This is a genomic window from Microbacterium sp. SORGH_AS_0428 (assembly GCF_031453615.1).
In the GTDB taxonomy this organism is placed as follows: Bacteria; Actinomycetota; Actinomycetes; order Actinomycetales; family Microbacteriaceae; genus Microbacterium.
Genome location: NZ_JAVIZT010000001.1, coordinates 2,908,365 through 2,928,972, shown reverse-complemented (window position 1 = coordinate 2,928,972; position 20,608 = coordinate 2,908,365). Strand labels below are relative to the sequence as shown.

Genomic DNA, 20,608 nt, shown 5'->3' with positions numbered 1-20,608 from the left:
CGGGATGTCCGACCCGCACCCCTCGCGTCTCGTCGAGGACTACCTCACCCTGATCTGGAAAGCGCAGGAGTGGCCATCCGCCGAGCCCTCCACGACCGACTTGGCGCGTCAACTCGGCGTGACCGCATCCACGGTGTCGGCCAATCTCAAGAAGCTCAGCAGACAGGGTCTGATCGAGTACCAGCCGTATGGCCGGATACGTCTGACGCCGGCCGGATCGGAGCTCGCCGTGCCGATCGTGCGGCGTCACCGCCTGATCGAGACCTATCTCGTGAAGCGGTTGGGGCTCGGGTGGGATGAGGTCCATGAGGAGGCGGACCGCCTGGAGCACGCGGTGTCCGAACTCGTCCTCGACCGCATGGATATCGCGCTGGGTCACCCGGAACACGATCCGCACGGGGACCCGATCCCGAAGGCCGACGGAACCGTTCCGGCGATCGATGACCAAGCGCTCCCCGATGTGCCGTCGGGCATCCGCGTACAGGTGAGCCGCGTGCGCGACCGCTCCCCCGAGGTGCTTCGCCATCTCGAGGACGTCGGCATCCGCGTGAACCGCACCCTGACGGTGCGGCACGTGAATCGCGATGCCGGCGTGGTTCGCGTCGAGATCGATGCGACGCCCGTCGACCTCAGCCTCACCGCTGCCGACGCCGTGCGCGTAGCTCGCTCCTAGCGAGGCGAGGTCCGACTGACCGGAGCGTCAGAGGTGCAGCAGCGTGCGGGAGGAGGTGAAGCCCACGCGTTCGTACAGCGGCACCGCGCCGTCCGAGCTGTGCACGACGACCCGCTCCGCTCCGCGAGCGGTCGCCTCATCCACGACATGGGCGATCAAGCGCTGACCGATCCCCTGTCCGCGACAGTCCGGATCGACGTAGACGCCCTGCAGGTCGGCCGTGACGCGCGCCAGAGCCCGAGGGCTCGGCACCCTCTCGGTGAGCACCACCCATGCCGCGCCTCGGATGCTGCCCGCGATCTCGGCGACGTAGCACTCGTGCGGCGCGGTGCGCGCCCACTCGACGAAAGCCTCGACGAAGGCGTCGCGCTCCGTCGCCGGCACCGCGTTCTTCTCGTCGACGATCGACGACCACCGCAGCTCAGCGACCGGAACGAGGTCGATGTCGACGGCCTTGCGGATGCGCAGGTCCATCCCCACACGGTAGACGGCCGAGGGCGCGGGCGCTACGGCGCTGTCTCGTCCCGCGAGACTGCATTTCGAGCACGAGATCACGGGTAAACCCCGTGATCTCGTCGCGAAGATGCAGTCTCACGATGACGGATGCGGGTTGAATGGCGCACGGTGAGGCAAGCGAGAGGAAGTGCGTGATGGCGGCGGGAATTGTTCACGGGCATCCGCGACGCCGGCGCCGTGCCGCTGAAGGAGAGTCCGGAGAGACGCGCGGTGACAGAACTGGCAGCGGCCTGGCGCCTCGGCCTTTCGGTGATCGTGACGATCCCGTGCACCGGCGAGTACACGCGGCGTGTCTCCGACACCGCCTTACTCCTCACCGAGGAGACGCGTCAGGACCCTCGCCGTTACGCCGCCGCTCTGACAGGCTTCTGCACTACGAGACGAGACGGAGGAGCGATATGAAGAGGCGAGAACTGAACGCGGGAGGAGCCGCGGTTCTGGTGGCGACGCTGACGGCGTGCGCACCAGCGGCTCCGGCTCCATCGCACACACCCCTTCCCACGACATCGGCCAGTGCATCGGACGCCCCTTCTGACCAGGAGCGGTTCGCTACGCAGGGAGACATGGTCCTGGCCCGGTACCCGAGCGCAGCCCCGGCCGGTGACTTCTCGGGGAGCCAGGACGAGACGGTCACCCTGCCCGCAGCGCAGCTGGCCGCGCCGGTCGAGGTCGTTCTCCTGCTCACCTGCACGGGCGATGGCGACTACTCGGTGACCGTCGAACAGACCAACCCGAACACGGTGGGTGCCGCCTGCGGAACGGTGGGCACATCGATTGCGGCCGTTCCGCTCGATGACCCGTCGGCGGCGACAACCCTACGAATCGACGTGCCGGACGCAAGCGATTTCTGGCTCAGTGCCTACTACGCCCCGAAGAAGGGGTGAGAACCGACAAGCAGAGCGCGATGGTGCCCCTAACCGAGGTGCTTGCACTTAATTCACCCCCGGTGAGCGCCCTCCTTCGTGCGTGGCAGAGCGGCGAGGTTGCGAGGACGCTCACGCGGGCCGTTCGCCCAGAAACACGGGAACCGGGACGAGCTCGCCGTGCGACGGCGGATGAGGTGGCGCAGCTCGTGGCTGCATATCGAGCCGGGGCAACGGTCGAGCAAGTCGCCCAGCAGTTTGGTCTTCACGACACGACGGTTTCCGCTCGCCTTGCCGAGGTGGGTGTCGTGCTTCGCACTGAAGTGCTCTCGAGCGAGCGGGAGCAGATGCTGGAACTCTTCGGCGAGGGACTCTCGATGAACGAAGTGGGCCGGCGCGTGGGACGAGATCCGAAGACCGTGCGGGCCACACTCGTGGCTGCAGGGATCACTCCCCCACGTCGCAGTGGCAGCTGAACCGAGGAACGAAAAGAGCCCGCACCTTCAGCGGGCGAATGGCTCTTCGGCGTGAAGGCCGGGCTCTTTTCGCCGCTTGGTGCGGGCTACGCAGTTGTTGTTGACTCCAGTCTCCTCCATGCGGAGGAGATGGGGTCGGACGTTCCGAAGTCCGACTCTTGCTCCGCGTGGGCTGCGCAGTCGGGCGAGCGATCGCCATGCGCCTCATCGATGAAGGCTACGTGATCTTGGTCCACTACAACCGCGACGCGAACGGGGCAGCCCAACTGAGTACGCAGCTGAAGGCGAGTGGTGGGGTTCACCGCTCGATCCACGCCGACCTGAGCCAGCCAAGCGGATTGGCCTCATTGACAAAAGAGGTGCGTCGGTTCCTAGACCGCCACCCCGCATCCGCGCTCAAAGCCATTGTAAATAACGCGGGCGTAATGGTGCGTCCGAGCTGGGAATCAATCACAATCGAGGATTACGACCGTTTCCTGGCTGTGAACACGCGCGCGCCCTTCTTCCTCATTCGGGAGCTGGCGCAGTCGATGCCGCGCGGGGGAAGCATCGTCAACATCTCATCCGCGTCCACTCACATTTCGAGTCCCGCGAACATTACTTACGCCACGAGTAAGGCAGCCCTCGAATCGATGACGAAGAATTTCGCTGCAGCACTCGCCATTCACGGCATTCGCGTGAACGCAGTCGTTCCAGGCTATACAAACAACGGCCACGCGGCATTCAGCGATCCAAGTAGCCTGAAATACATGGCCTCCGCCGCCCCACTCGGTGACGTTGGTTCGCCGGCCGACGTCGCGCACGCTGTGAGCTTTCTCGTTTCGGACCTCGCTGCGCGCACCACGGGTAGCCTGCTCGATGTCAGCGACGGTACAACGCTCAGTCCCAGAACCTCGCAGATCGGAAGCCTGTCGGAATTGGCCCCAGGATCTAGTGCGAGAGCAACCTCTCAGTCACCGTAGATCAGCAACAAGCTCCGGCGCGGGGAGCCATTCGTTTTACTTGAAAGGAAGACTCCAGTGTCGGCAGCGGACGGCAGACGGTGTGGGTCCACCCAGGTGCTGATCTTGAGTTTGTTACATCGGTAGCCGACCGCCCTCCCTCAACCGCCTCTGGCTGGAAGCCCCGATTTCGATGGCGAACTCAACGCGAGGTCTCTATCTGGTTCATGAGCCAGACCCAACCGCGCCCGCCTCATCCACAGAAACGATCGACGGCTGAGCCGGGATCACGCTCCACATTTGACGCTCGGCCCGCATCAGACCGTCGCGGCTCGACGCGGCCGCCTTGTGGCAGGCAACGACCCGGGGCACCTACTTTTTTGTCGGGCCCGTCACGAGATCGACTCGTTCACACTCGCTCTCCGTCCGACGCTTCCCCCACACCCTCCGGCGGCGGCGAGTGGAACAGCGCGAGAGTTGCGGGCTCGCCGCAGCCGACATCATCTACGACGCACGAGGCAACATTTCACGACTCGGGCCCGGATGCTCCGGGCTCGGGTCCCGTCTTCGGTCTTGCCGCCGTGGTCTCGTTGTTCTTGGTGTCCCCTGCAGTTCGGGTGGGAAAACCCGGTTTGGAGGGGCAGAGGTATTGGCGGAGGCTGTGGCGGATACTCCGCTACGACGACGGTCGTGAGTCTCGACCGTGAGAACGCCGCCGAGGGTTGTGGCACAGACCCAGCGGTGACTGGCCCGCAGGTTGGCGACTTTGCGGCAGGCTCGTTCGTGGTCGATGTCGCTTACGGTGCATAAGCGCCCGGGGGCGACGGAATGTTCGGTCACCCCCGGGGCGCGTTATCAGTGCGCGGTGATGGCGACGTCGAATGTGGTGCGCTGGCCGTCGGCGCCGGCGATCCATCCCTTCGTTGCGCCGGCCTTCTGTGCGGAGAAACCGGCGTTGGAAGATGCGTCGTCATCTGTTGCACCAATGACGGCGGCTTCGAAGTGGAGGACGGTGTCGTCGTCGGATCCGCCCCCGCCGCTCCAGACACCGTCGTGGTCAGCATCCGGAACGATGATCAGGGCCTGTCCGACCTCGAGGCTGAGGGGTCCTCTCGCGAGCTCTGCCGGGGTGACGATGAGCGGGGTGGGGACGCCGTGGATGAAGGGGGCATCCTCGCCGCCGCTGGTGTCGCCGTGAGTGGCGGCGAGGGCTGCTGCGCCGCCCGTCAGCAGGCTGACGGTGAGGATCGAGGCGGTCACGGTGGCGAAGATTCGCTTGCGCATGGAATGCACCTTTCACGGTACCGCGCCCCGTTCCGTATGAACGAGTGAGCATCGCGGCGTACGTGTGGTTTATGACCGCGACCTCGAGTGATATTTCGTCAGGTCGACGACTCTTCCTCTCGATCTCCTGAGAGCGGCGGCACCCCCATCGGCCGCCGGGAACGGGCACGGGTCAGTCCTGCGACCTGCGGGCTCGCGCAGCGAGGCGCGCTGCCTGCGTCAGTCTGAGCCCCGGGACGTAACAGCGCAGGAGCGCCAGACCGATGCCCGGGAGGTAGACGGCATCGGGATAGACCATCCACAGCGGGGTGAAGTCCGGCTGAAACTTCTTCTTGAAGTTTGTGAGCGACCGGAACCCGTACGCGGGCTCGAGCAGTCCGCTGAGCATCTCCAGGAGGCGATCCAGGGCCGAGGGAGCTGCGGTCTGCTGATCGCGGTGTGGGGCCAGGGGGAGCCGGACAAGCTCAGGATCGTGTAGCCCTCTTCACGGGTGATGTCGACGGCGGCGCCGATGAGAAACTCCATCACACCGTTCATCGCGTCGTGCCGCCGTCTCATGACGTCGAGCGCATATCCGGATATCACCTCGGCGTCGAAGATGGGGATCCATGTGGTGACGGCGATGATGTGACCCGTCGCATCGCGCGCGACCATGAAGCGGGTCGCCGGGTCGGCAGCCTCATCGACGCTGCCGAGGGTGAACCCCATCTCCGGAATGGTCTTGTCGGCAACCCAAGCTTCGGAGATCTCGCGGATCTGCAGCCGGTCGACGAGGCTCAGCTCGTTCCACGTGATCCATTGCGCGTGCATGCCCTCTCGTTGGGCGCGGTTGGTCGCCGTTCGCACGTCCTGACGTTTCTTGCCCGCCGGAGTCCAGGTTTGGGGGTCTATGGTCGCCTCGTCGGCGACGCGAACGCGCTGCCATTGGAGAGGGGTGAGAGCTTCAGCGAAACTCTGGTCGACGCTGTAAAAGACGGGGGTCCATCCGTTCCGGCCGCAGAACTCGATGAAGGCGCGTCCGACGTCGGGACGTTTGCGGTCGGCTCCGAACGCCCCGCCGAGCGTCACGGTAACTCGCCCGTGTACCCGATACGCGATACCCGCGTCAGCGTCTGTGGCGAACCAGTAGAGGTTGCTTGGCCACGTTGCCATGAATCCCAGAGAGCTGCACCCTCGGCGCACCAACTCGTAGGCGCGGGCTCTGTCCTCGGCTCCGCGAACAGCATGAGGCGTCACTACCAACCGGAAAGCGGCCCACACGCATGCTGCCCAAAAGAGCAACGACGGGAGGTACCACAGGGCTTGCGCAGCTGCCGATGTGGGGACGTATGTGACTGCGCCGGCGGGTATCAGTGAGGGGGGAAGCAACCGCAGCGGAAGATCGGCAACGATCTGTCCGACGCTGGGTCGAGGCGTGAAGCCTCCCGAGAGCGCGAGGGTACCCGCGAGCGCGGCGAGGGAGGCCGCTGCGGCAGCCACGACCACCGTGCAGACGAAGACGAGTGCGGACTTGCGGGATGACGGCACCGTCACCGCGCGGCGACACGCGAAGAGGGTGAGTGCAACCCCGAGGGGAACCACGGCCCCCACCACGAGACCGATGAGCGTCTGCCAGACGAAAGCGGAGTCCATGCCTTGCGCCTGGGCCAAGAAGGCGAGCGTGTCGGGTTCTGAGGCGATGAAGACGTACGCCAGGCCGGCAGACATGAGGATGTTCATCCCGATGGCGATCCACAGGCCGCTTCGCCTTCCCTGCAGGATGCCCCAGGCGGCGACGAGCAGGACCGCGAGCGGAACGGCGGCAACCCACGCCGCGTTCGGTTGCAGCCCGTCATACGCGGCACCGTCCGGGCAGGGAACGGCGATCGAACCGGGGACGCACACCGTCCCGTCGGTGAGCACCAGCGGGTCATACGACAGCCATCCGTAGGCGGAGAGCAATCCGGCACCACTGCCCCAAACGGTGGCGATCACCGGTCCCACCGCGACCACTGTCGTGACAGCTGCAAGCAGGACTCGCGTCTCGTGGTGCGAGCTTCGCTGCACGCCCGATGTGCTCCTCGCTCCTCCGGTGAGCATGCCCACGGCGATACCCACGGGGAGGGCGACGAGTGCGTAGAGGTCGCCCGAGGAGGCCGAGTAGAGAAACAAGGTGACGGCGAGCAGAACCCCGAGCAGGCGGATCCGACGACGCCACAGCGGGCCTGTGAAGCAGCTGGCGGCCATGGCAACGACGAGCAGCGCCGCGATGGGGCTCGCCCCGCCGGTCGGTTCAAGGTTGAGCGGCAATGCAATGAGGAAGGTGTTCTCGAGCTCCGCGACCAGCAGACCGATGACCGAGGTGATCAGTCCGCCACCTACGAAGGCGAACAGCATCCGTACACTGCCCATCACCCTTTCGGCCCAGCCGCACACCAGCAGAGCGGCGATGATCACGACGGCTACCAGCGCCGGGTCGTCCACGCGGACCAGCGTCAACGCCAACGCGCGGAGGTCGTAGATCCCCTCACCTCGGAATTCATCGAGGTGCATCCCCACGATGCTCACGCCCAGGATGACGGCGGCAAGGATCATCGATGCCAACCGGACATACTGACCGCTGGTGACCCAGGCGGGAACGTGCATCGAAAGCACCCTTCTCTGAAACGGTGCTCGACCACCGGAATGTGCACTCTGCGGGGTGCACATTCGACGGGCTCAGGAGCAGGCTCGCCCCGTGTCCACCATGGCCGATGATCTCTGAAGCACAAGGCCCGGCCCGGAGACGGGGTTACCGTGTTGGCCGACCTCCCACGTGGAGGCCAGGGGGTCGGCATCCATCATGGTCGCCACTGACAGGAAGAACCCCGCACCCATCCCGCTGGAGGAGTCGGCCCAGTGCAGGACGAGTTCGTCGTCGAAAGCGGTGTGCATCGAGGGATCGCGGGAGAGCTGCAGCGAGGACGTGAAGGTGCCTTGGAGAGGGTTTCGGGATCCGGCGGCCGCCAGCGCGGGCACGCACGTGCCATCGCTCAGCGCGACAGCCGATGTCGCATTGGCGATCGTGCCGTGCAACAGGTCACCGGTGGCTGCCGCATCCAGCGTCACGACCACCGGCAGGGAACCTGCGGTGTCGTAGACATCACCGCCCGCGTAAGGGGTGATCTCTCCCACGAGCACCGCTCCGCCGAGGACGCGTGTCAGAGCGACGCCGGAGGGTACGGTCAGAACCGGCGTCACCGACGTCACCGTGCCGTCCGAGACCTGCGCCTGGTAGATGCTGCTCGCGTAGGCGTTGCCCTCGAGCACGCGGTCGCGCACACTGTCGCTCATCTTGAGGCGGGCACCCGTGCTCGTCACGAACTCCTCGCCCCCGCGCGCGACGGCGCCGACCACCCCCGTCGCCGTCTCGGGAAGACGAACAGCTACCCCCGTGTCGTACGAGCGTTCGCACGTCGGCGGGCTCGTCGTGGTCGACACCGAGGCGCACGCGGTGGAAACATCGACAGGCGCGGCCGGTCCAGCGCACCCCGAGAGAAGGACGGTACTCAGCAGGGCGAACGCGGCGAACGCGGGCAGGGTGACGGGATTCTTCATGGATCACTTTCAGGAGAGACGGCGGCAGGTAGGTGCGCTGATCGGGCTGCTGAAGAGGGCGAGAGGACGCTATCGTGTCACCGGCATCCCCGACGGGCTGACGATGAACGTGGCGTGCGCTCGCGTCGTCGGCGCGATGGCGGATGTGACCGTCGCCCATCGGCGATACCGAGGCCGATGAGGGCACCGGCCACGACTGTGATGCTGCGTAGACGCATGGAGATCCTTCCGGGCTCGGGTGCCCGTGAACGCAGCACCTTTTTGTTTCATGGCCGGCACCGAGCCCCTCCTTTCACCACAACTGTGGATTCCTTCTCGACCGCTGGGACGAAAGAAGTGCGGTCCATCGGACATGATCGTCATGTGCAGCGTTACTCCGCCGAACGGTCTCGGGACTACGAGGCCTTCGTCCGCGCGCACGGCGACGCCGTCTTGCGATTTCTTCGCCGCCGCGCCGACCCGCAGACCGCGGACGACGTCTTCTCCGAAACGATGCTCGTGGTGTGGCGCCGGTTCGATGAGGTACCCGAAGACGCACTGCCCTGGCTCTACGTCACCGCACGCAACTGCTTGCGGAACGCAGAGCGTTCTGCGCGACGGCAGCAGCGCGTTGTCGCCCGGATCATCACGCTGGATCCGCCCTCGGAAACAGCCCCCGACGCCACCGCCGACCCCCGCGAGAACTGCCTCCGCGCTGCTCTCGCCCGCCTCTCGAAGACAGACGCTGAAGTACTCCGGCTGTGGGCGTGGGAAGAGCTCGGCCCCCAAGAAATCGCGATCATCATCGGGGCGTCGGTGAACGCCGCCACCATTCGTCTGCACCGCGCGAAGAAGAAGCTCCGGCAGCAGATGGAGGCGGTCTGCCCGCCCGTTCTCGCTGCGCCCCTGGAGGGAGGAGCACGATGACCGAAGATGATGACCTGAAAGCGCTCATGCGCCGCGCTGATCCGAGCGCTGCTTCCCCCCCGCTCGATGACGCACACATCCGACGCGTCGTCGCCGCGGCCGAGCGCGACGACGCCACACGTGCACGACGCCGACGCTCACGCTTCCTCGTCGCCGGAGCCTCTCTCGGCACAGGCGCGACAGCTGCCGCCGCAGTCCTCATCGCCGGTCTCGTCGCGACACCCGGCCGTCCAGACCCCCGAGCCCACCGGCGGGGCCATCACGTGCGACGCGCCCACGGACGCCGCCCTGCGCGCCAACGACACCGCCTACGAGGCCACCGTGACGAGAGTCAACGACGGTGTGGTGACCCTCACGGTGACGACGACATACGCGGGCGACCCCGGCACAAGCGCCGAGATCCCTCAGATGACCGACCCATCGACGGGCGGCGACCTGTTCACCGTCGGCCACGCCTACCTCGTCGCCTCGACCGGTGGTTTCGCATCGGACTGCCTGACCGGGCCGGCGACGGACCAGCTCCGCAGGGCGTACGTGAGCGCCTTCGGAACGGGAACGACCGGCTGATATCAGCTTGGGGCGTATTGACCCTCCCTCGCCATCTGCCAGGCAGGAACCGCCCTCCCGGCGGCCGTGGCAGCGGTCGTGGAGGTCGGTCGGCGGGCTCGCACCAACCCCGAGCACGATTCATCAGGGATAGCGACGAAAGAACCCCCATCAGCTTTGCAACTGACAGGGGTTCCAACGTGACCTACGTGGCGAGCTCAGTGACGCGGTGCAGCGAGGTCCGCGGCGGCAGCCGCCCCTGCTCGACCAGCCACGCTTGGCCATCGTCCGTGAGCCGCGTCCACTACTCGAACTGCTCCGCCTCCAGAACGGCGAACTGGCGAAGGTGGAGTGGAAGAGACCTCAGCAGCCAATCAACGTCTATCAGGGGAGCCTCTCCGGACGAGACAAAGCTGAGGTTCAGCGGAACATCGACGAGTTCCTCAAACGAGCATCAGCCGACCACGACCCCGCGGTGGAGCCGTGGCCTCGCCCCCGGAAGCCCAATCCGTGGGTCGACGCCCTTGACTGCGACGGTCACGGCCGCAGGGGGATCAGCGGGAGTCCTCGCCACCGTCGTATCGGTAGTCATATCCGTGAGCCTCCTTGTGGCATGGACCGAGCGCCGGCCTCTTATCGAGAACGATTATCGCGTAAAGTGAACAGCGTTCTAATCGGTCCGTTATGACCAGAGTAGAGCGAGTAAGCGTTACCTAACTCATGTGCCATCCACGCGCAGTATCGAAAGGCGACGATGTCTCCCACGACCACCGGACGCGCTTTCCATGTCGGCCTCAGCCCTGCCCGGGTGATCGATGAGGCCGCCGCACTCACCCGCGCGTCGCACGTGCTGACCTGGTCGATCCGCGATCTCGCGACTGCCCTCGAGGTGTCGCCCGCGGTCATCTATCACCACTACAAGGCAGAACTCCTCCGCCGACCCGCTCGATCCGGGCCATGGAAGAGCATCGAGGACCTCGAGCTCGCGACGCTCGGCTGGGGGGCACTGGCACAACACCCAGCGCCTCCACGGTTACCTCGGCGACGTCCCACCCGCTGAGTTCGAGAGCGACTTCTATGCTGTCCCCAACGACCGCGATCTGCTGGTCGGTATCAAACAGCGCGAGTCTACATCAGACCCGCGGCGCCTCACGTTGGGGCAAGATCCAAAGATGAGGCCTGGTTTGGGTTACTCAAGTCGCGATCAGAAAGTGAGCCACCATAATGCTCCCTTTGTCTCACTCGAACCTCGTCGAGGCGTACCTAGACGCGCTCTCCTTAGCTGACGTGGACGCGGTGCTCAACTTGTTCGCGACGGATGGCGTCGTGAGTTCCCCGCTATATGGCCAGCGGTCGGCGCGAGATTTTTACCCGATTTTATTCGCTGACACAGCTGCGTCCGCGCTAACGCTTCGCCAAACGCTGGTCAGTACATCGACACCGACAGCGACAGCGACAGCGACAGCGACAGCGACAGCGACCATCGCGTTCTGGTTTGACTTCAATTGGACGCTCGCGGACGGCACCCCTGCCCCGTTCTCCGTCGTCGATGTTGCTGAGCTCGACCCTGATGGGCGGATCCGGCACCTGCACATCATCTACGACACGCATCCGATCCGGTCCGTCTGGGAGCGACAGCAGCGGGCAAGCACAGCGCCGACCCTCTGACTGCTAAGACGTATTCCCCACAGCTCCGCGACATGCCGAGCAGCGCTCATCATCGTCGGGTGCGACGGCCGCGTCTCCGCGAGCATCCTGAGCGCCCGCTCACGCATCTCCGGTGATTAGTTCCTGTTCATCGTCTTCCATCCTTGCTTGAAGAACGGAACGGAAGTCAGGCCGATTCAATGAAACACCCCTCCTGGCTTCGGCTGGGAGGGGGCGTCCTGCCGGCACAGCAGGGCCGCACCGATTCAGAACTGGGATGCGCGTCCCCCGGCCCAACCCAACCAGCGGTCAATCTCCAGGTGGACAGTCACGAGCGGGCTGTCCTTCGCGGGGTACTCCTTGCCATGGAAGTGCTGCGAAAGCCGATCGATGTTGACGAATCCTTCGTCGGGCTCGATTGACACCACATGCCCTTGAACGGACAGATGAGTGCCCCAGTTCGTTGGATCCAGCACAGTCAAGGAAACGTACCCGTTGCTCCGCAGATGCTTCAGCCGTGCACGGTCGGAGTTCATGCATAGCATGATGCGGCCGTCGTCCTCGATCAGGTACCAAGTGGGCACCGATACTGGTTTGCCCTTCGACGTGACCGTCGCCATCACTGCAGGATTCGGCTGGCGGAGGAAAGTGAAAGCGGCTTCGGGGAGTGGAGCTTCAGGCATGACTACGATTCTGCCAGCGCCAAGCCCGGCACGGTTTGTGCCGGGTCGCTCCGGACGTCGGGGCGCAAGAGCGAGTGGAGGGCGGACTCGGACGTGAGCTCCTGCGTGCGTTCGGGGTAAGACGTGCACCACGAGCTTCGGAGCACAGAGGCATGTTGACGCCATGGTTAATGACTACGTCCAGGCGCGTCGCGCAGCGATCGCCTTCACTGGGCAGGTGATTGACATCACAACGCGCGATGGGCGAGCGCCAGCTCATCGGGATGATCGACGCTGCCCCGGACCACACGGAACGCGAGCGCACCATCCGCGGCCACGAAGACCACGACGGAGGTGGGGCACATTCGCTTGCGGAGGCGTCTGGCAACTGCGGCCCCGCACTTAATGCGCGGGGCCGCAGTTGCCGGGTGAGCCTTCGCGGGGTTTCCCCAGCAGGTAAGAGCGTAGTCCCCTCACCGCAATACGCCAGAACTCGATGCGCCGCGCCGCGCAGCCTTCCATTTCAGAGCGGGTCGGGGCCCAGCCGTAGGTTAGGTCGGACGAGGTGATCGACGCTCATAGAAGCCACCTCGCTCAAGGAGTTGAACCGCTTCTTGACGTGAGGACACTCCGAGCTTGATGTAGAGCGATCGCACGTGCGTCTTAACTGTGTTCCTAGATACGAAACGGTCGCGAGCGATCTGATCGAGCGTCAGTTGATCTCTCAGTTGCCATGCCAGCTCCGTCTCGCGCGGCGTGAGTAGCGGCAGAGTTCGAACGCGTAAACCCGACAACTTGGGAAGCTTCTTCAAGCGATCTGACAGCACGCTCACAAGAGACGCCAGTGCCTCGTTACTTGCAGCGAACTTCGTGAGGAGCGTCTGCAGCTGGGGGGGTCGAGAGTGTCAGCAGAGGCGTGGCCGATCCTGACTCCCCCATCATTCTGAGCGCGTCCTCCACCTCGATGTCCGCGATGCCGCAGTCCCCAAGCGCGCGGTGTGCCAGCGCGCGGCGCAACAGGATGGGCGCGAGAGTTCGCAGGCTATGTTCCGCTCCCAGTGCCACGCACCCACTGGTGACGCGAAGGACTGCTGCGTAGTCTTCGCGCATGAGATGAGCCGATGCCCGTTGCATGTCGAAGCAGAGGGAGTGTCCGGGAGTCGACGGGACGTGCTCCAGCAGGATGAGCACCCGGTCCGGCTCGCCGCGAGTCAAGAGGGCGTCCGCCAATATGCCGGTCGCGAAGCCGCGAACCATGGGGAGCGCTCTCTCATCGGTCGCGCTCGCTACTATGCGTGTTGCGATAGTCACCGCCGCGCCGGTGTCACCGTTGGCAAGTGCCACCATTGCATCAACAGCAGCGGCAGTGACGGAGTACCGCGGATTCGACGAGAACGTCCGCAGGGTACTGGCTAGATCACCGAGAGCTCCTACATTAAGGTCAGCGGAGTAGATCAGAATCTCGCCCAGAATCAGAGGAAAGCCGCTCAGATCCGGGGTCGACCCGAATCGATGCGCGATCGATCTAGCCGCTCCGGCGGACTTTATCGCCGCGTCGTAATCTCCGAACAACGCTGAGCAGACGCAAATCAGCGAATGGGCGCGGAAAAGAGCCGCCTCGCTCTCTGCCGCCGCGGCGGCATGCACTGCACGGTACGCGAATGTTGCGCCTTCCCGCGCATGTCCCTGTGTCACGTAAGCCTCGGCGACAGCGGCCCACATAGCACTGCACTCTGTTGAGGAGAGGAGTGCGCCGGCCGAGGCAGGCATTATCCACGCGATGCGTTCGGCGAGTTCAAGCGCTTCTTCGTGAGCGCCAATCTGAAGGCGAGCGAGGATCACACCAGTACTGGCTCGCAGACGAGTACCACCGTCGATGTCAGCGAGCGATAACGCCGAGATCGCCGCCACTCGGTGCAAGAGCGAGGGCCCAAGTGGATCAGATCCATGAACTCCTATATCGGCCGCCCGCTCAGCTTGACGTACTAAGAACAAATATCAATCCAATTGCCGAGAACTCTCCGGTCCGCTTGAAGTCCGCGGCTCGGAATTAGCTTTCAAACCGAGCTGCGTCGAACGATATCTTCTTGAAATCCGAGCTGATTCACGTTCTCGAGATAGCGCCGGAGCGATATATCTCGTCCCGCGTACGGTCGGGGCCGCTGCGCTCGCAACGCTCGCAGGGCCGCGTTGACCCAACTGTTGCTCACTCGCACCATGGTCACTCCTTCCGCGCGGAGTTCCTCTGCCAGTCGAGGAGAAGAGGGATTGGATGCCGCAGCGGATCTCTTCAAGATCCTCGGGTCATCCTCACGCCTGCTTCTTCTGCACTTACTAGCATCCGAACCCTGCGGGGTCGGCGCGCTCGTCGAGCGAAGCGAGATGTCCCAGCCCCTTGTGTCACAGCATCTTCGGACGCTGCGACAGTCGGGCATCGTGACGGTCGTACGGACGGGACGCGAGGCTCTGTACCACCTCGCGGACCACCACATCGCGCACGTCATCGACGACGCAGTCACCCACGTTCTCGAAGAGAAGACCCTGGACAAAGGAGAGATTGATGAGCACGACTGAGATCCACGCCGAGCACACCATCGCCGAGCACGAGCACGACGCCGGCTGCGGCCACGAGGCCGTTCCGCACGACGATCACGTCGATTACGTGCATGGAACCCACCACCACGCCGCCCACGGCGACCACTACGACGAACACGAGAGCGTCGCGGAGCACACCGTCGCCGAGCATGCTCACGGAAACGAGTGCGGCCACGAGACCGTGGTGCACGACGACCACATCGACTACGTCCACGACGGACACAAGCACGCCGCCCACGGTGAGCACTACGACGAACACTGAGCCCAACCCTGATCCGACACGATAGGAGGGTCGGCGGGTATCCGCCGACCCTCCTATCGTTCCTCGCAAGCTCGCGAGCCGTATCAGTCAGCGTCAACAATCTCGTGGCCAGCAACAGTGGGAGCGGATCCGCCCATTGTTGCCCTCTTCCGCTGGTCGGCAGGGTCGCTCGTTCTGAGACGAATGCGTGAGGAGCCAGCTGATCCCGCCATAGGTCGATCGCGGGGCGGGTTGAGCACGAAGATCTATCCGCTCGTGGACGGGCGCGGACTGCCGCTGGTGATCATGGTCGGTCCTGGATAAGCAGGCGACTCCCCGATGTTCCCCGCCCTGATGAACAATCTACGAGCGAGCCTGCCGACGAGCAGAGTCACCGCGTACGTCGCGGTGCCCGTGGCGGCCTCCCCATCGGCTACGATCACGACGCCGACAAGGGGCGCAACGTCGTCGTCCTCCGCGCGATCACGCTCTGACTCAGGGCCACCACGTGAGGATCGTCACGACTCGTCGGCGACGACCTCCGCTTTGAAGCCGGCAGAGTTCTGCAGCCAGCCGGCATAGTGATCCGGGCCTCCCGCGTGCGGATACCGGTCCTGATACAACGGCCGCCACCCGTGCTGCTCCGCCTGAGCCATGATCGCGTCAACCCGGTCGGGCACGCCCGCTCTGAATGCAAGGTGGTTCACGCCTGGCGCCCTCCGATCGTGCGCAACCGCGGACAGATTCGGTGAGGTCGTGAGCGTCAGATACGCGCCACCAGCGGCCCACGACTCCCCCTCGGGCCACACGCGCTCGCGCTCGAAGCCGAGCTCGCGAAGCAGCCAGCCCCACTCGGCCCGAGCCTCCGCAAGATCCGCGATCCACCATCCGGAAACCCATCCGCCCTACTATTCCCGTATGATCACCCCGTCGGCCGGACCTCTGCGATGAAATCCAGCATTGTCGACCGAGTGCGAGGAAACCTCACCCCGCAATACGTCTTCGCCGGCACGATGCTCGCGCTAACTGCCGTCGTCGCCGCTGCCACGCCCCACTATGTGACGCCTGGCGGGGCGGGTGTCGCTGTCGTCGGGGTCATCGTCGTAACAGCGGCGGCTATCGCCTGTCGACTCACCCAGGCGCTGAAGGCGACCAGTCAGTGGTGGGTCTTCTTCCCTCTGGCGGATCTGGCGCTCTGGGGATACGCGCGCATGGACCTACTTCCCTCCCTACCTGTTGCGGGCATCACGGTCTTCTTCCCGCTCATGTGGATCGCCTTCGCCTTCCCGCTTTGGTGGTTCGTGCCCGTTGCCGTCGTGTTTGTCTTCATGGGACTGCTCCCTCAGCTCGCCGGACGCGCCGGCGATGTGGGTGCCGCCCAGGCTCACTGGCAGGTCGGGGCGTTCTGTGTCCTGGCGCTCGTGGTATGCGCTTTTTGTGCGACCGCGGCGGCGTGGACACGACGGAAGGAAGCCGCCCTCGCCGAATCGCGGGCGCGCATCAACACGCTCTTCGGAGAAAACGTAGCCGGTCGTGCAATCCTTCAGGCAATCGCCGATGCGACCTCCGATGCGATCATGCTCATCGACCGTGACGACGTCGCCACCCTCAGCAATGCCGGCGCCGACCGACTGATGCAGCTTGCCGGCGTCCGAGGCTGGACGCGGAGTTCCGCGCCTGCGATACGGTTCACCGACGGGCGCCCCTTCCCCGTCGATCGGAGCTTCCTCGATGCCCTTCATGCCGGGATCTACGCGGACGGAGTCCCGCTCAACGTTGGTGAACCATCCGAACAGCTGACCCTTCAGTTCTCGGCGCGAGACATCTTCACGCTCGAGGGGGAACGGATCGGAGCCCTGATCATCGCCCATGATGTGACCGCGCTGACCAGCGCAATCACTGCACGCGACGAGTTCCTCAACACCGTCGGACACGAGTTGAGGACCCCGCTGACGGTCATGCTCGGATATGCCGACCTGCTCGCCGACGCCCTGGAGGAGCAGGCCCCGGATCTGTTCGCCGCAGTCATGACCATCGTGAAGGCTGGCGAGCGCCAGCTGGCCGTCATCGACCAGATCATGAGCGCGAACCGCACCCACATCCCTCGTCACTCTCGTCGCGTCGACGTGCTGTCGGTACTGCGGTCGGTCGCCAGTCGATATCCGACGGCGCGCATCATCCCCGCGCGCGTCACTGGTGGAGAGCTTCGCATCCATGCCGATCCAGACGATCTCGACAAGGCAGTGACTGCCATCGTTGCCAACGCCGTCATCTATGGGCCGCCCGCTTCCCCTGTCGAGATTGCGGTCCGGCGAGACGACGGACATGTCGTGATCGAGGTCAGCGATCGGGGTGCCACGATGACAGAACAGGAACGCGATCAAGCGTTCGATCTGTTCTTCCGGGCCTCCTACGCGCTGAAGCACGCCATTCCGGGCGTGGGGCTCGGACTCACCTTCGCACGCAAGCTCATTGAAGCCAACGGAGGGACGGTCCGACTCGACGGGCGCGCGGATGGCAACGGCACCATGGCGACGATCATCTTCCCGGAGCACGCCCCGTCCCTCTGACGGCTAATGGCTGCGCAGTATCCAACTAACGCCCTTGCTGGGCTCTTCGAAGGATGCTCAAGTAGCTCTGCTCATCGGACACTCAACGATGCGACAAGCGCGACATCTATCGCCGCGATTCACCCCGGAACGGTAAACCGCTCAGCGCGTCGTAGCTCGAAAGCAGGAGCGGTCTATGTGCCCTCCACCCGGTCCGCCGTACACGTAGAACGCCGCATTCCCCCGACTGATCGAGCCGGCGGCTCATAGTCTCTTCTGCGGATGCCTTACCGAAGGCTGGCCACGTCCATGCCGGGACCATTCTCGGGGCGGCGCTCGAAGCCGTGGCGTTCGTAGAACTCGACTCGTCCCCGGGCCGCAAAGAGCTGGACGTCGTCGACACCACGGCGACGTGCCTCATCTACCAGACGCGCGAGGATCTGCCCTCCGATACCCGCGCCCCGAGCGTGTTCCGTGACGATCATCTCGGTCACGAAGGCGTGGAGCGCCCCGTCGCTGATGAGCCTGCCCATCCCGACCAAGCGGCCCACGTCGTCCCGGACAGTGCAGACGATCCAGCTCCCGGACAGGGCTTGCTCGAACCGCTCCAGGGTCCAGTCTCCCCAACCAGTCTCGTCATAGAGCGCTTTGAACTCAGTCGCGGAGGGGACGGAGAGGGAGTAGTCCATGCTGACAGGGTACTGCGACCCCGGGTCGGGATCAGCGCCAACCGAGCGATACGAGATAGCAGGCGGCGGCGGCGAAAGCCAGGCCGCCACACGCCTGCGGATGCGCAACGGGGACTGCTGAAGGTCTTGGTGACTCTTCTTGTTAGGCCGCTGATGCGGCATGTGTGGTGATGATGGCTTCGAACTCGACGGGCGTCAATTCGCCGAGGACGCGTTGTCGGCGACGGCGGTGGGAGGTCCGTTCGATCCAGGTCACGATCGCGAGGCGGAGGTCGTCGCGGGTGGTCCAGCGGCGGCAGTTGAGGACGTTCTTCTGGAGGAGCACGAAGAACGATTCCATGGCCGCGTTGTCGCTGGGAGCGCCAAACGTCCCTCACCGCGCAGAGATAGACCTTGCCCTCGCCGGTCGGATGCTCGGAGATTTCGGTGAGCCAGAGCCGGTGAGGGCCAGCCGCGGTGAACTCGCGCCGGACGAGATCATCTCGCAGCGGAGGACCGACAAGGCGCCCCTTGCCGCGGCGTTTGCGGACGAATGCACTGAAGATCTCGTTCTCCGAACACACCCGCCAGACCCGCCTCTACGATGCGGTGAACCCAGCCTCGGCGCGCTCGTCGGCGATGAACCGGTATCCGAACGCGGGATCGTCGGCATGCACATCGATCGCCGCGTTGATCAGGTGCGCATCGTCCCAGTCGCGCCGCGAGACAGGATCCTGCAACCACCGGTAGTACGGCTGTTTCGCGAACTTCAACACCCGACACGTCACCCCGACGGGGATCCCGTCGACGGCGAGTTCACTTACGCGCGGGTAGAGCCCTTTGGGCCGGACAGGTTCGCCTGCGACAGATACGCCGCCGTCCGCCGCAGGATCTCCACCTCCTGCTCAAGCAGCTTCACCCGCTTACGTAACTCACGGTTCTCGGCCACATCGCTCGAGCTGACACCGGGCCGGCGACCGCCGTCGGCCTCGGCGATCCTCACCCATCGCGGCACGCACGACTCAGAGATCCCGAAGTCCTTCACGATCTGCGCGAACGAGGACTCCCGCTTCAACGCGATCGCAACGACATCGTCCCGGAACTCCTTGGGGAACGGCTTAGGCATGAGGACATCCTTCCAGCGGTGACGAATCACCACAGATCAGGAGTCACCCAAACCTTCAGCAGTGCCCATGGCAAAGCGGTGAGGTTACGAGCACGCTCGCACGGGCTGTTCGCCCGGAGGCACGGGAACCAGGGCGAGCTCGTCGCGCGACGGCGGATGAGGTGGCGCATCTAGTACTGGCGTATCGAGCCGGCGCCACGGTCTAGCAAGTCGGCCGCCATTTGCAATGGCAAGTACGTGCCGCTCACAGCCGTCCGAAGGTCATCCCGCCGGTGGTATGCCGAGCACGGCCGCCCGCCCGCCCTCCGCGGTGACGGTGATGACGTCACGTCCGTCTTTGCCGCTACACGCCGACGTGTTGACGGCAACGAGTTCAGCCATGCTCTGGTAGCCGCTCCACCGACTGATAAGGATCGGGAGATGTTGGCCGACGTGGCCGAATCCGGTGCGCCAGACCAACAGCGACGGGTACAGCTGGCCATCGCTGTCGACTTGATCGTGTAGGTGCAAGACGGCCCATGCACGGACCTCAGCGATGCTCTCTGCGACTGCGGCGCCGCGAAACTCCGTCACCTGGTCTCTTGCTGGTGGAGGGCGGAGAAGCGTTGCCCCACCCACGCCTGAGGTTGATGAATCTGGCATGGGTGGGGCTAACGGCAGTGCCCCTAACTGAGGTGCTTGCACTTAATTCACCCCCGGTAAGCGCCCTGCTCCGGGCATGGCAGAGCGGCGAAGTTGCGAGGACGCTCACGCGGGCCGTTCGCCCGGAAACACGGGAACCGGGACGAGCTCGCCGTGTGACGGCCGACGAGGCGGCACAACTCGTGGCCGCCTATCAAGCCGGGGCAACGGTCGAGCAGGTCGGTCGCCAGTTTGGTCTTCATGACACGACCGTCTCTGCTCGTCTAGCTGCAGCAGGTGTCGTGCTCCGCACTGAAGTGCTCTCGAGCGAGCGGAAGCAGATGGTCGCGCTGTTCGAGGAGGGACTCTCGATGAACGAAGTCGGCCGACGTGTGGGACGAGATCCGAAGACCGTGCGGGCCACCCTCGTTGCCGCAGGGCTCACTCCCCCACGCCGCGGTGGCGCGGGTTAGGCAGCATCGCGGAACTCCCCACGTGTCTCACGCCTGGCCTGGTCCAGTAGGGCGCGAGCAAGCTTGTCGTAGTCGATGTCTGGGTTGACGAGCGGCATGATCACGGCGCGATGCTTCTTGGACGGTTCCCAGTTCTCCGCGGCGTCGCTCCGAACACTCCATCGAACGGGCGGAAGATGCCGAAAGCGAGAACTCAGTGCTCCCGGTCCCTCGCACCTGACCGTCAGTGAGAACGATCAGATAGC

General features: G+C 64.8%; 20 protein-coding genes and 4 pseudogenes. 13 read left to right on the top strand and 11 right to left on the bottom strand.

The features are described 5' to 3' along the window. The first annotated feature begins 4 nt into the window (after positions 1–4). On the top strand, positions 5–673 hold the full coding sequence (locus QE374_RS14265; protein ID WP_309735928.1) for a metal-dependent transcriptional regulator: 669 nt from the start codon (positions 5–7) through the stop codon (positions 671–673). A gap of 27 nt (positions 674–700) precedes the next feature. On the opposite strand, the gene QE374_RS14260 is transcribed toward QE374_RS14265, so the two are convergent. Further along, complete coding sequence (locus QE374_RS14260) at positions 701–1,147, bottom strand: GNAT family N-acetyltransferase (protein WP_309735927.1); 447 nt, start codon at positions 1,145–1,147, stop codon at positions 701–703. A gap of 605 nt (positions 1,148–1,752) precedes the next feature. On the opposite strand from QE374_RS14260, the gene QE374_RS14255 reads away from it, so the two are divergent. The 3 genes from QE374_RS14255 (at position 1,753) to QE374_RS14245 (ending at position 3,490) form a co-directional block, all read left to right on the top strand. Then, positions 1,753–2,073 carry a hypothetical protein gene (locus QE374_RS14255; RefSeq protein WP_309735925.1) on the top strand — a complete coding sequence of 107 codons (321 nt, stop codon included), beginning with the start codon at positions 1,753–1,755 and terminating at the stop codon, positions 2,071–2,073. Between the two features lie 176 nt (positions 2,074–2,249). Continuing rightward, complete coding sequence (locus QE374_RS14250; RefSeq protein WP_309735923.1) at positions 2,250–2,528, top strand: helix-turn-helix domain-containing protein; 279 nt, start codon at positions 2,250–2,252, stop codon at positions 2,526–2,528. Between the two features lie 167 nt (positions 2,529–2,695). Further along, a complete protein-coding gene (locus QE374_RS14245) occupies positions 2,696–3,490 on the top strand; it encodes an SDR family oxidoreductase (protein ID WP_309735920.1) in 795 nt (264 codons plus the stop codon). An 834-nt stretch (positions 3,491–4,324) separates the two neighbouring features. Here QE374_RS14245 and QE374_RS14240 read toward each other — a convergent pair. The 3 genes and pseudogenes from QE374_RS14240 to QE374_RS14230 all read right to left on the bottom strand — a co-directional run bounded on the left by QE374_RS14240 (position 4,325) and on the right by QE374_RS14230 (position 8,329). Then, positions 4,325–4,753 (bottom strand): hypothetical protein, encoded by a 429-nt coding sequence (locus tag QE374_RS14240; protein WP_309735918.1) that lies wholly within the window; start codon positions 4,751–4,753, stop codon positions 4,325–4,327. 172 nt (positions 4,754–4,925) lie between these two features. Beyond that, positions 4,926–5,905, bottom strand: a pseudogene (locus tag QE374_RS16130) (bifunctional lysylphosphatidylglycerol flippase/synthetase MprF). 1,545 nt (positions 5,906–7,450) lie between these two features. Continuing rightward, positions 7,451–8,329 carry a hypothetical protein gene (locus QE374_RS14230; protein ID WP_309735915.1) on the bottom strand — a complete coding sequence of 293 codons (879 nt, stop codon included), beginning with the start codon at positions 8,327–8,329 and terminating at the stop codon, positions 7,451–7,453. Positions 8,330–8,545: 216 nt separating this feature from the next. On the opposite strand from QE374_RS14230, the gene QE374_RS14225 reads away from it, so the two are divergent. The 4 genes and pseudogenes from QE374_RS14225 to QE374_RS16125 all read left to right on the top strand — a co-directional run bounded on the left by QE374_RS14225 (position 8,546) and on the right by QE374_RS16125 (position 11,449). Beyond that, on the top strand, positions 8,546–9,235 hold the full coding sequence (locus tag QE374_RS14225; protein WP_309735914.1) for a sigma-70 family RNA polymerase sigma factor: 690 nt from the start codon (positions 8,546–8,548) through the stop codon (positions 9,233–9,235). A 66-nt stretch (positions 9,236–9,301) separates the two neighbouring features. Continuing rightward, positions 9,302–9,802: a hypothetical protein gene (locus QE374_RS14220; protein ID WP_309735911.1), complete on the top strand. Its 501-nt coding sequence runs from the start codon at positions 9,302–9,304 to the stop codon at positions 9,800–9,802. Positions 9,803–10,694: 892 nt separating this feature from the next. Further along, positions 10,695–10,899, top strand: a pseudogene (locus tag QE374_RS14215) (IS3 family transposase); the annotation flags it as partial. Between the two features lie 106 nt (positions 10,900–11,005). After that, the gene (locus tag QE374_RS16125) at positions 11,006–11,449 is read left to right on the top strand and encodes a nuclear transport factor 2 family protein (protein ID WP_396653337.1); all 444 of its coding nucleotides are present in this window, start codon (positions 11,006–11,008) and stop codon (positions 11,447–11,449) included. A 245-nt stretch (positions 11,450–11,694) separates the two neighbouring features. On the opposite strand, the gene QE374_RS14210 is transcribed toward QE374_RS16125, so the two are convergent. The 3 genes from QE374_RS14210 to QE374_RS14200 form a co-directional block, all read right to left on the bottom strand. After that, positions 11,695–12,111: a pyridoxamine 5'-phosphate oxidase family protein gene (locus QE374_RS14210; protein ID WP_309735909.1), complete on the bottom strand. Its 417-nt coding sequence runs from the start codon at positions 12,109–12,111 to the stop codon at positions 11,695–11,697. 530 nt (positions 12,112–12,641) lie between these two features. Beyond that, entirely contained in the window at positions 12,642–12,917 is a 276-nt protein-coding gene (locus tag QE374_RS14205; protein ID WP_309735907.1) for a helix-turn-helix transcriptional regulator, read from the bottom strand. A 25-nt stretch (positions 12,918–12,942) separates the two neighbouring features. Then, positions 12,943–13,932, bottom strand: coding sequence for a hypothetical protein (locus tag QE374_RS14200; protein ID WP_309735905.1), 990 nt, complete (start codon positions 13,930–13,932; stop codon positions 12,943–12,945). A 426-nt stretch (positions 13,933–14,358) separates the two neighbouring features. On the opposite strand from QE374_RS14200, the gene QE374_RS14195 reads away from it, so the two are divergent. The 3 genes and pseudogenes from QE374_RS14195 to QE374_RS16120 form a co-directional block, all read left to right on the top strand. Continuing rightward, positions 14,359–14,664, top strand: a complete 306-nt coding sequence (locus tag QE374_RS14195) for a metalloregulator ArsR/SmtB family transcription factor (RefSeq protein WP_309735903.1) — start codon at positions 14,359–14,361, stop codon at positions 14,662–14,664. Continuing rightward, entirely contained in the window at positions 14,651–14,947 is a 297-nt protein-coding gene (locus QE374_RS14190) for a hypothetical protein (RefSeq protein ID WP_309735901.1), read from the top strand. Before QE374_RS14195 ends, QE374_RS14190 begins: the two co-directional genes overlap by 14 nt. A 186-nt stretch (positions 14,948–15,133) precedes the next feature. Further along, positions 15,134–15,396, top strand: a pseudogene (locus QE374_RS16120) (IS5/IS1182 family transposase); the annotation flags it as partial. Between the two features lie 48 nt (positions 15,397–15,444). Here the strand turns inward: QE374_RS16120 and QE374_RS14180 are convergent. Continuing rightward, on the bottom strand, positions 15,445–15,807 hold the full coding sequence (locus QE374_RS14180; RefSeq protein WP_309736715.1) for a VOC family protein: 363 nt from the start codon (positions 15,805–15,807) through the stop codon (positions 15,445–15,447). 66 nt (positions 15,808–15,873) lie between these two features. Here QE374_RS14180 and QE374_RS14175 point away from each other — a divergent pair, with 66 nt between their 5' ends. Then, positions 15,874–17,496 carry a HAMP domain-containing sensor histidine kinase gene (locus QE374_RS14175; protein WP_309735899.1) on the top strand — a complete coding sequence of 541 codons (1,623 nt, stop codon included), beginning with the start codon at positions 15,874–15,876 and terminating at the stop codon, positions 17,494–17,496. A gap of 266 nt (positions 17,497–17,762) precedes the next feature. Here the strand turns inward: QE374_RS14175 and QE374_RS14170 are convergent, their stop codons facing one another. The 3 genes and pseudogenes from QE374_RS14170 to QE374_RS14160 form a co-directional block, all read right to left on the bottom strand. Beyond that, complete coding sequence (locus tag QE374_RS14170) at positions 17,763–18,164, bottom strand: GNAT family N-acetyltransferase (RefSeq protein ID WP_309735897.1); 402 nt, start codon at positions 18,162–18,164, stop codon at positions 17,763–17,765. A gap of 142 nt (positions 18,165–18,306) precedes the next feature. After that, a pseudogene (locus tag QE374_RS14165) lies at positions 18,307–19,269 on the bottom strand (IS3 family transposase). A gap of 261 nt (positions 19,270–19,530) precedes the next feature. Next, positions 19,531–19,842 carry a hypothetical protein gene (locus QE374_RS14160; protein WP_309735895.1) on the bottom strand — a complete coding sequence of 104 codons (312 nt, stop codon included), beginning with the start codon at positions 19,840–19,842 and terminating at the stop codon, positions 19,531–19,533. A gap of 224 nt (positions 19,843–20,066) precedes the next feature. Between QE374_RS14160 and QE374_RS14155 the strand changes: the two genes are divergently transcribed. Then, complete coding sequence (locus tag QE374_RS14155) at positions 20,067–20,363, top strand: helix-turn-helix domain-containing protein (protein WP_309735894.1); 297 nt, start codon at positions 20,067–20,069, stop codon at positions 20,361–20,363. Positions 20,364–20,608: the final 245 nt, after the last annotated feature.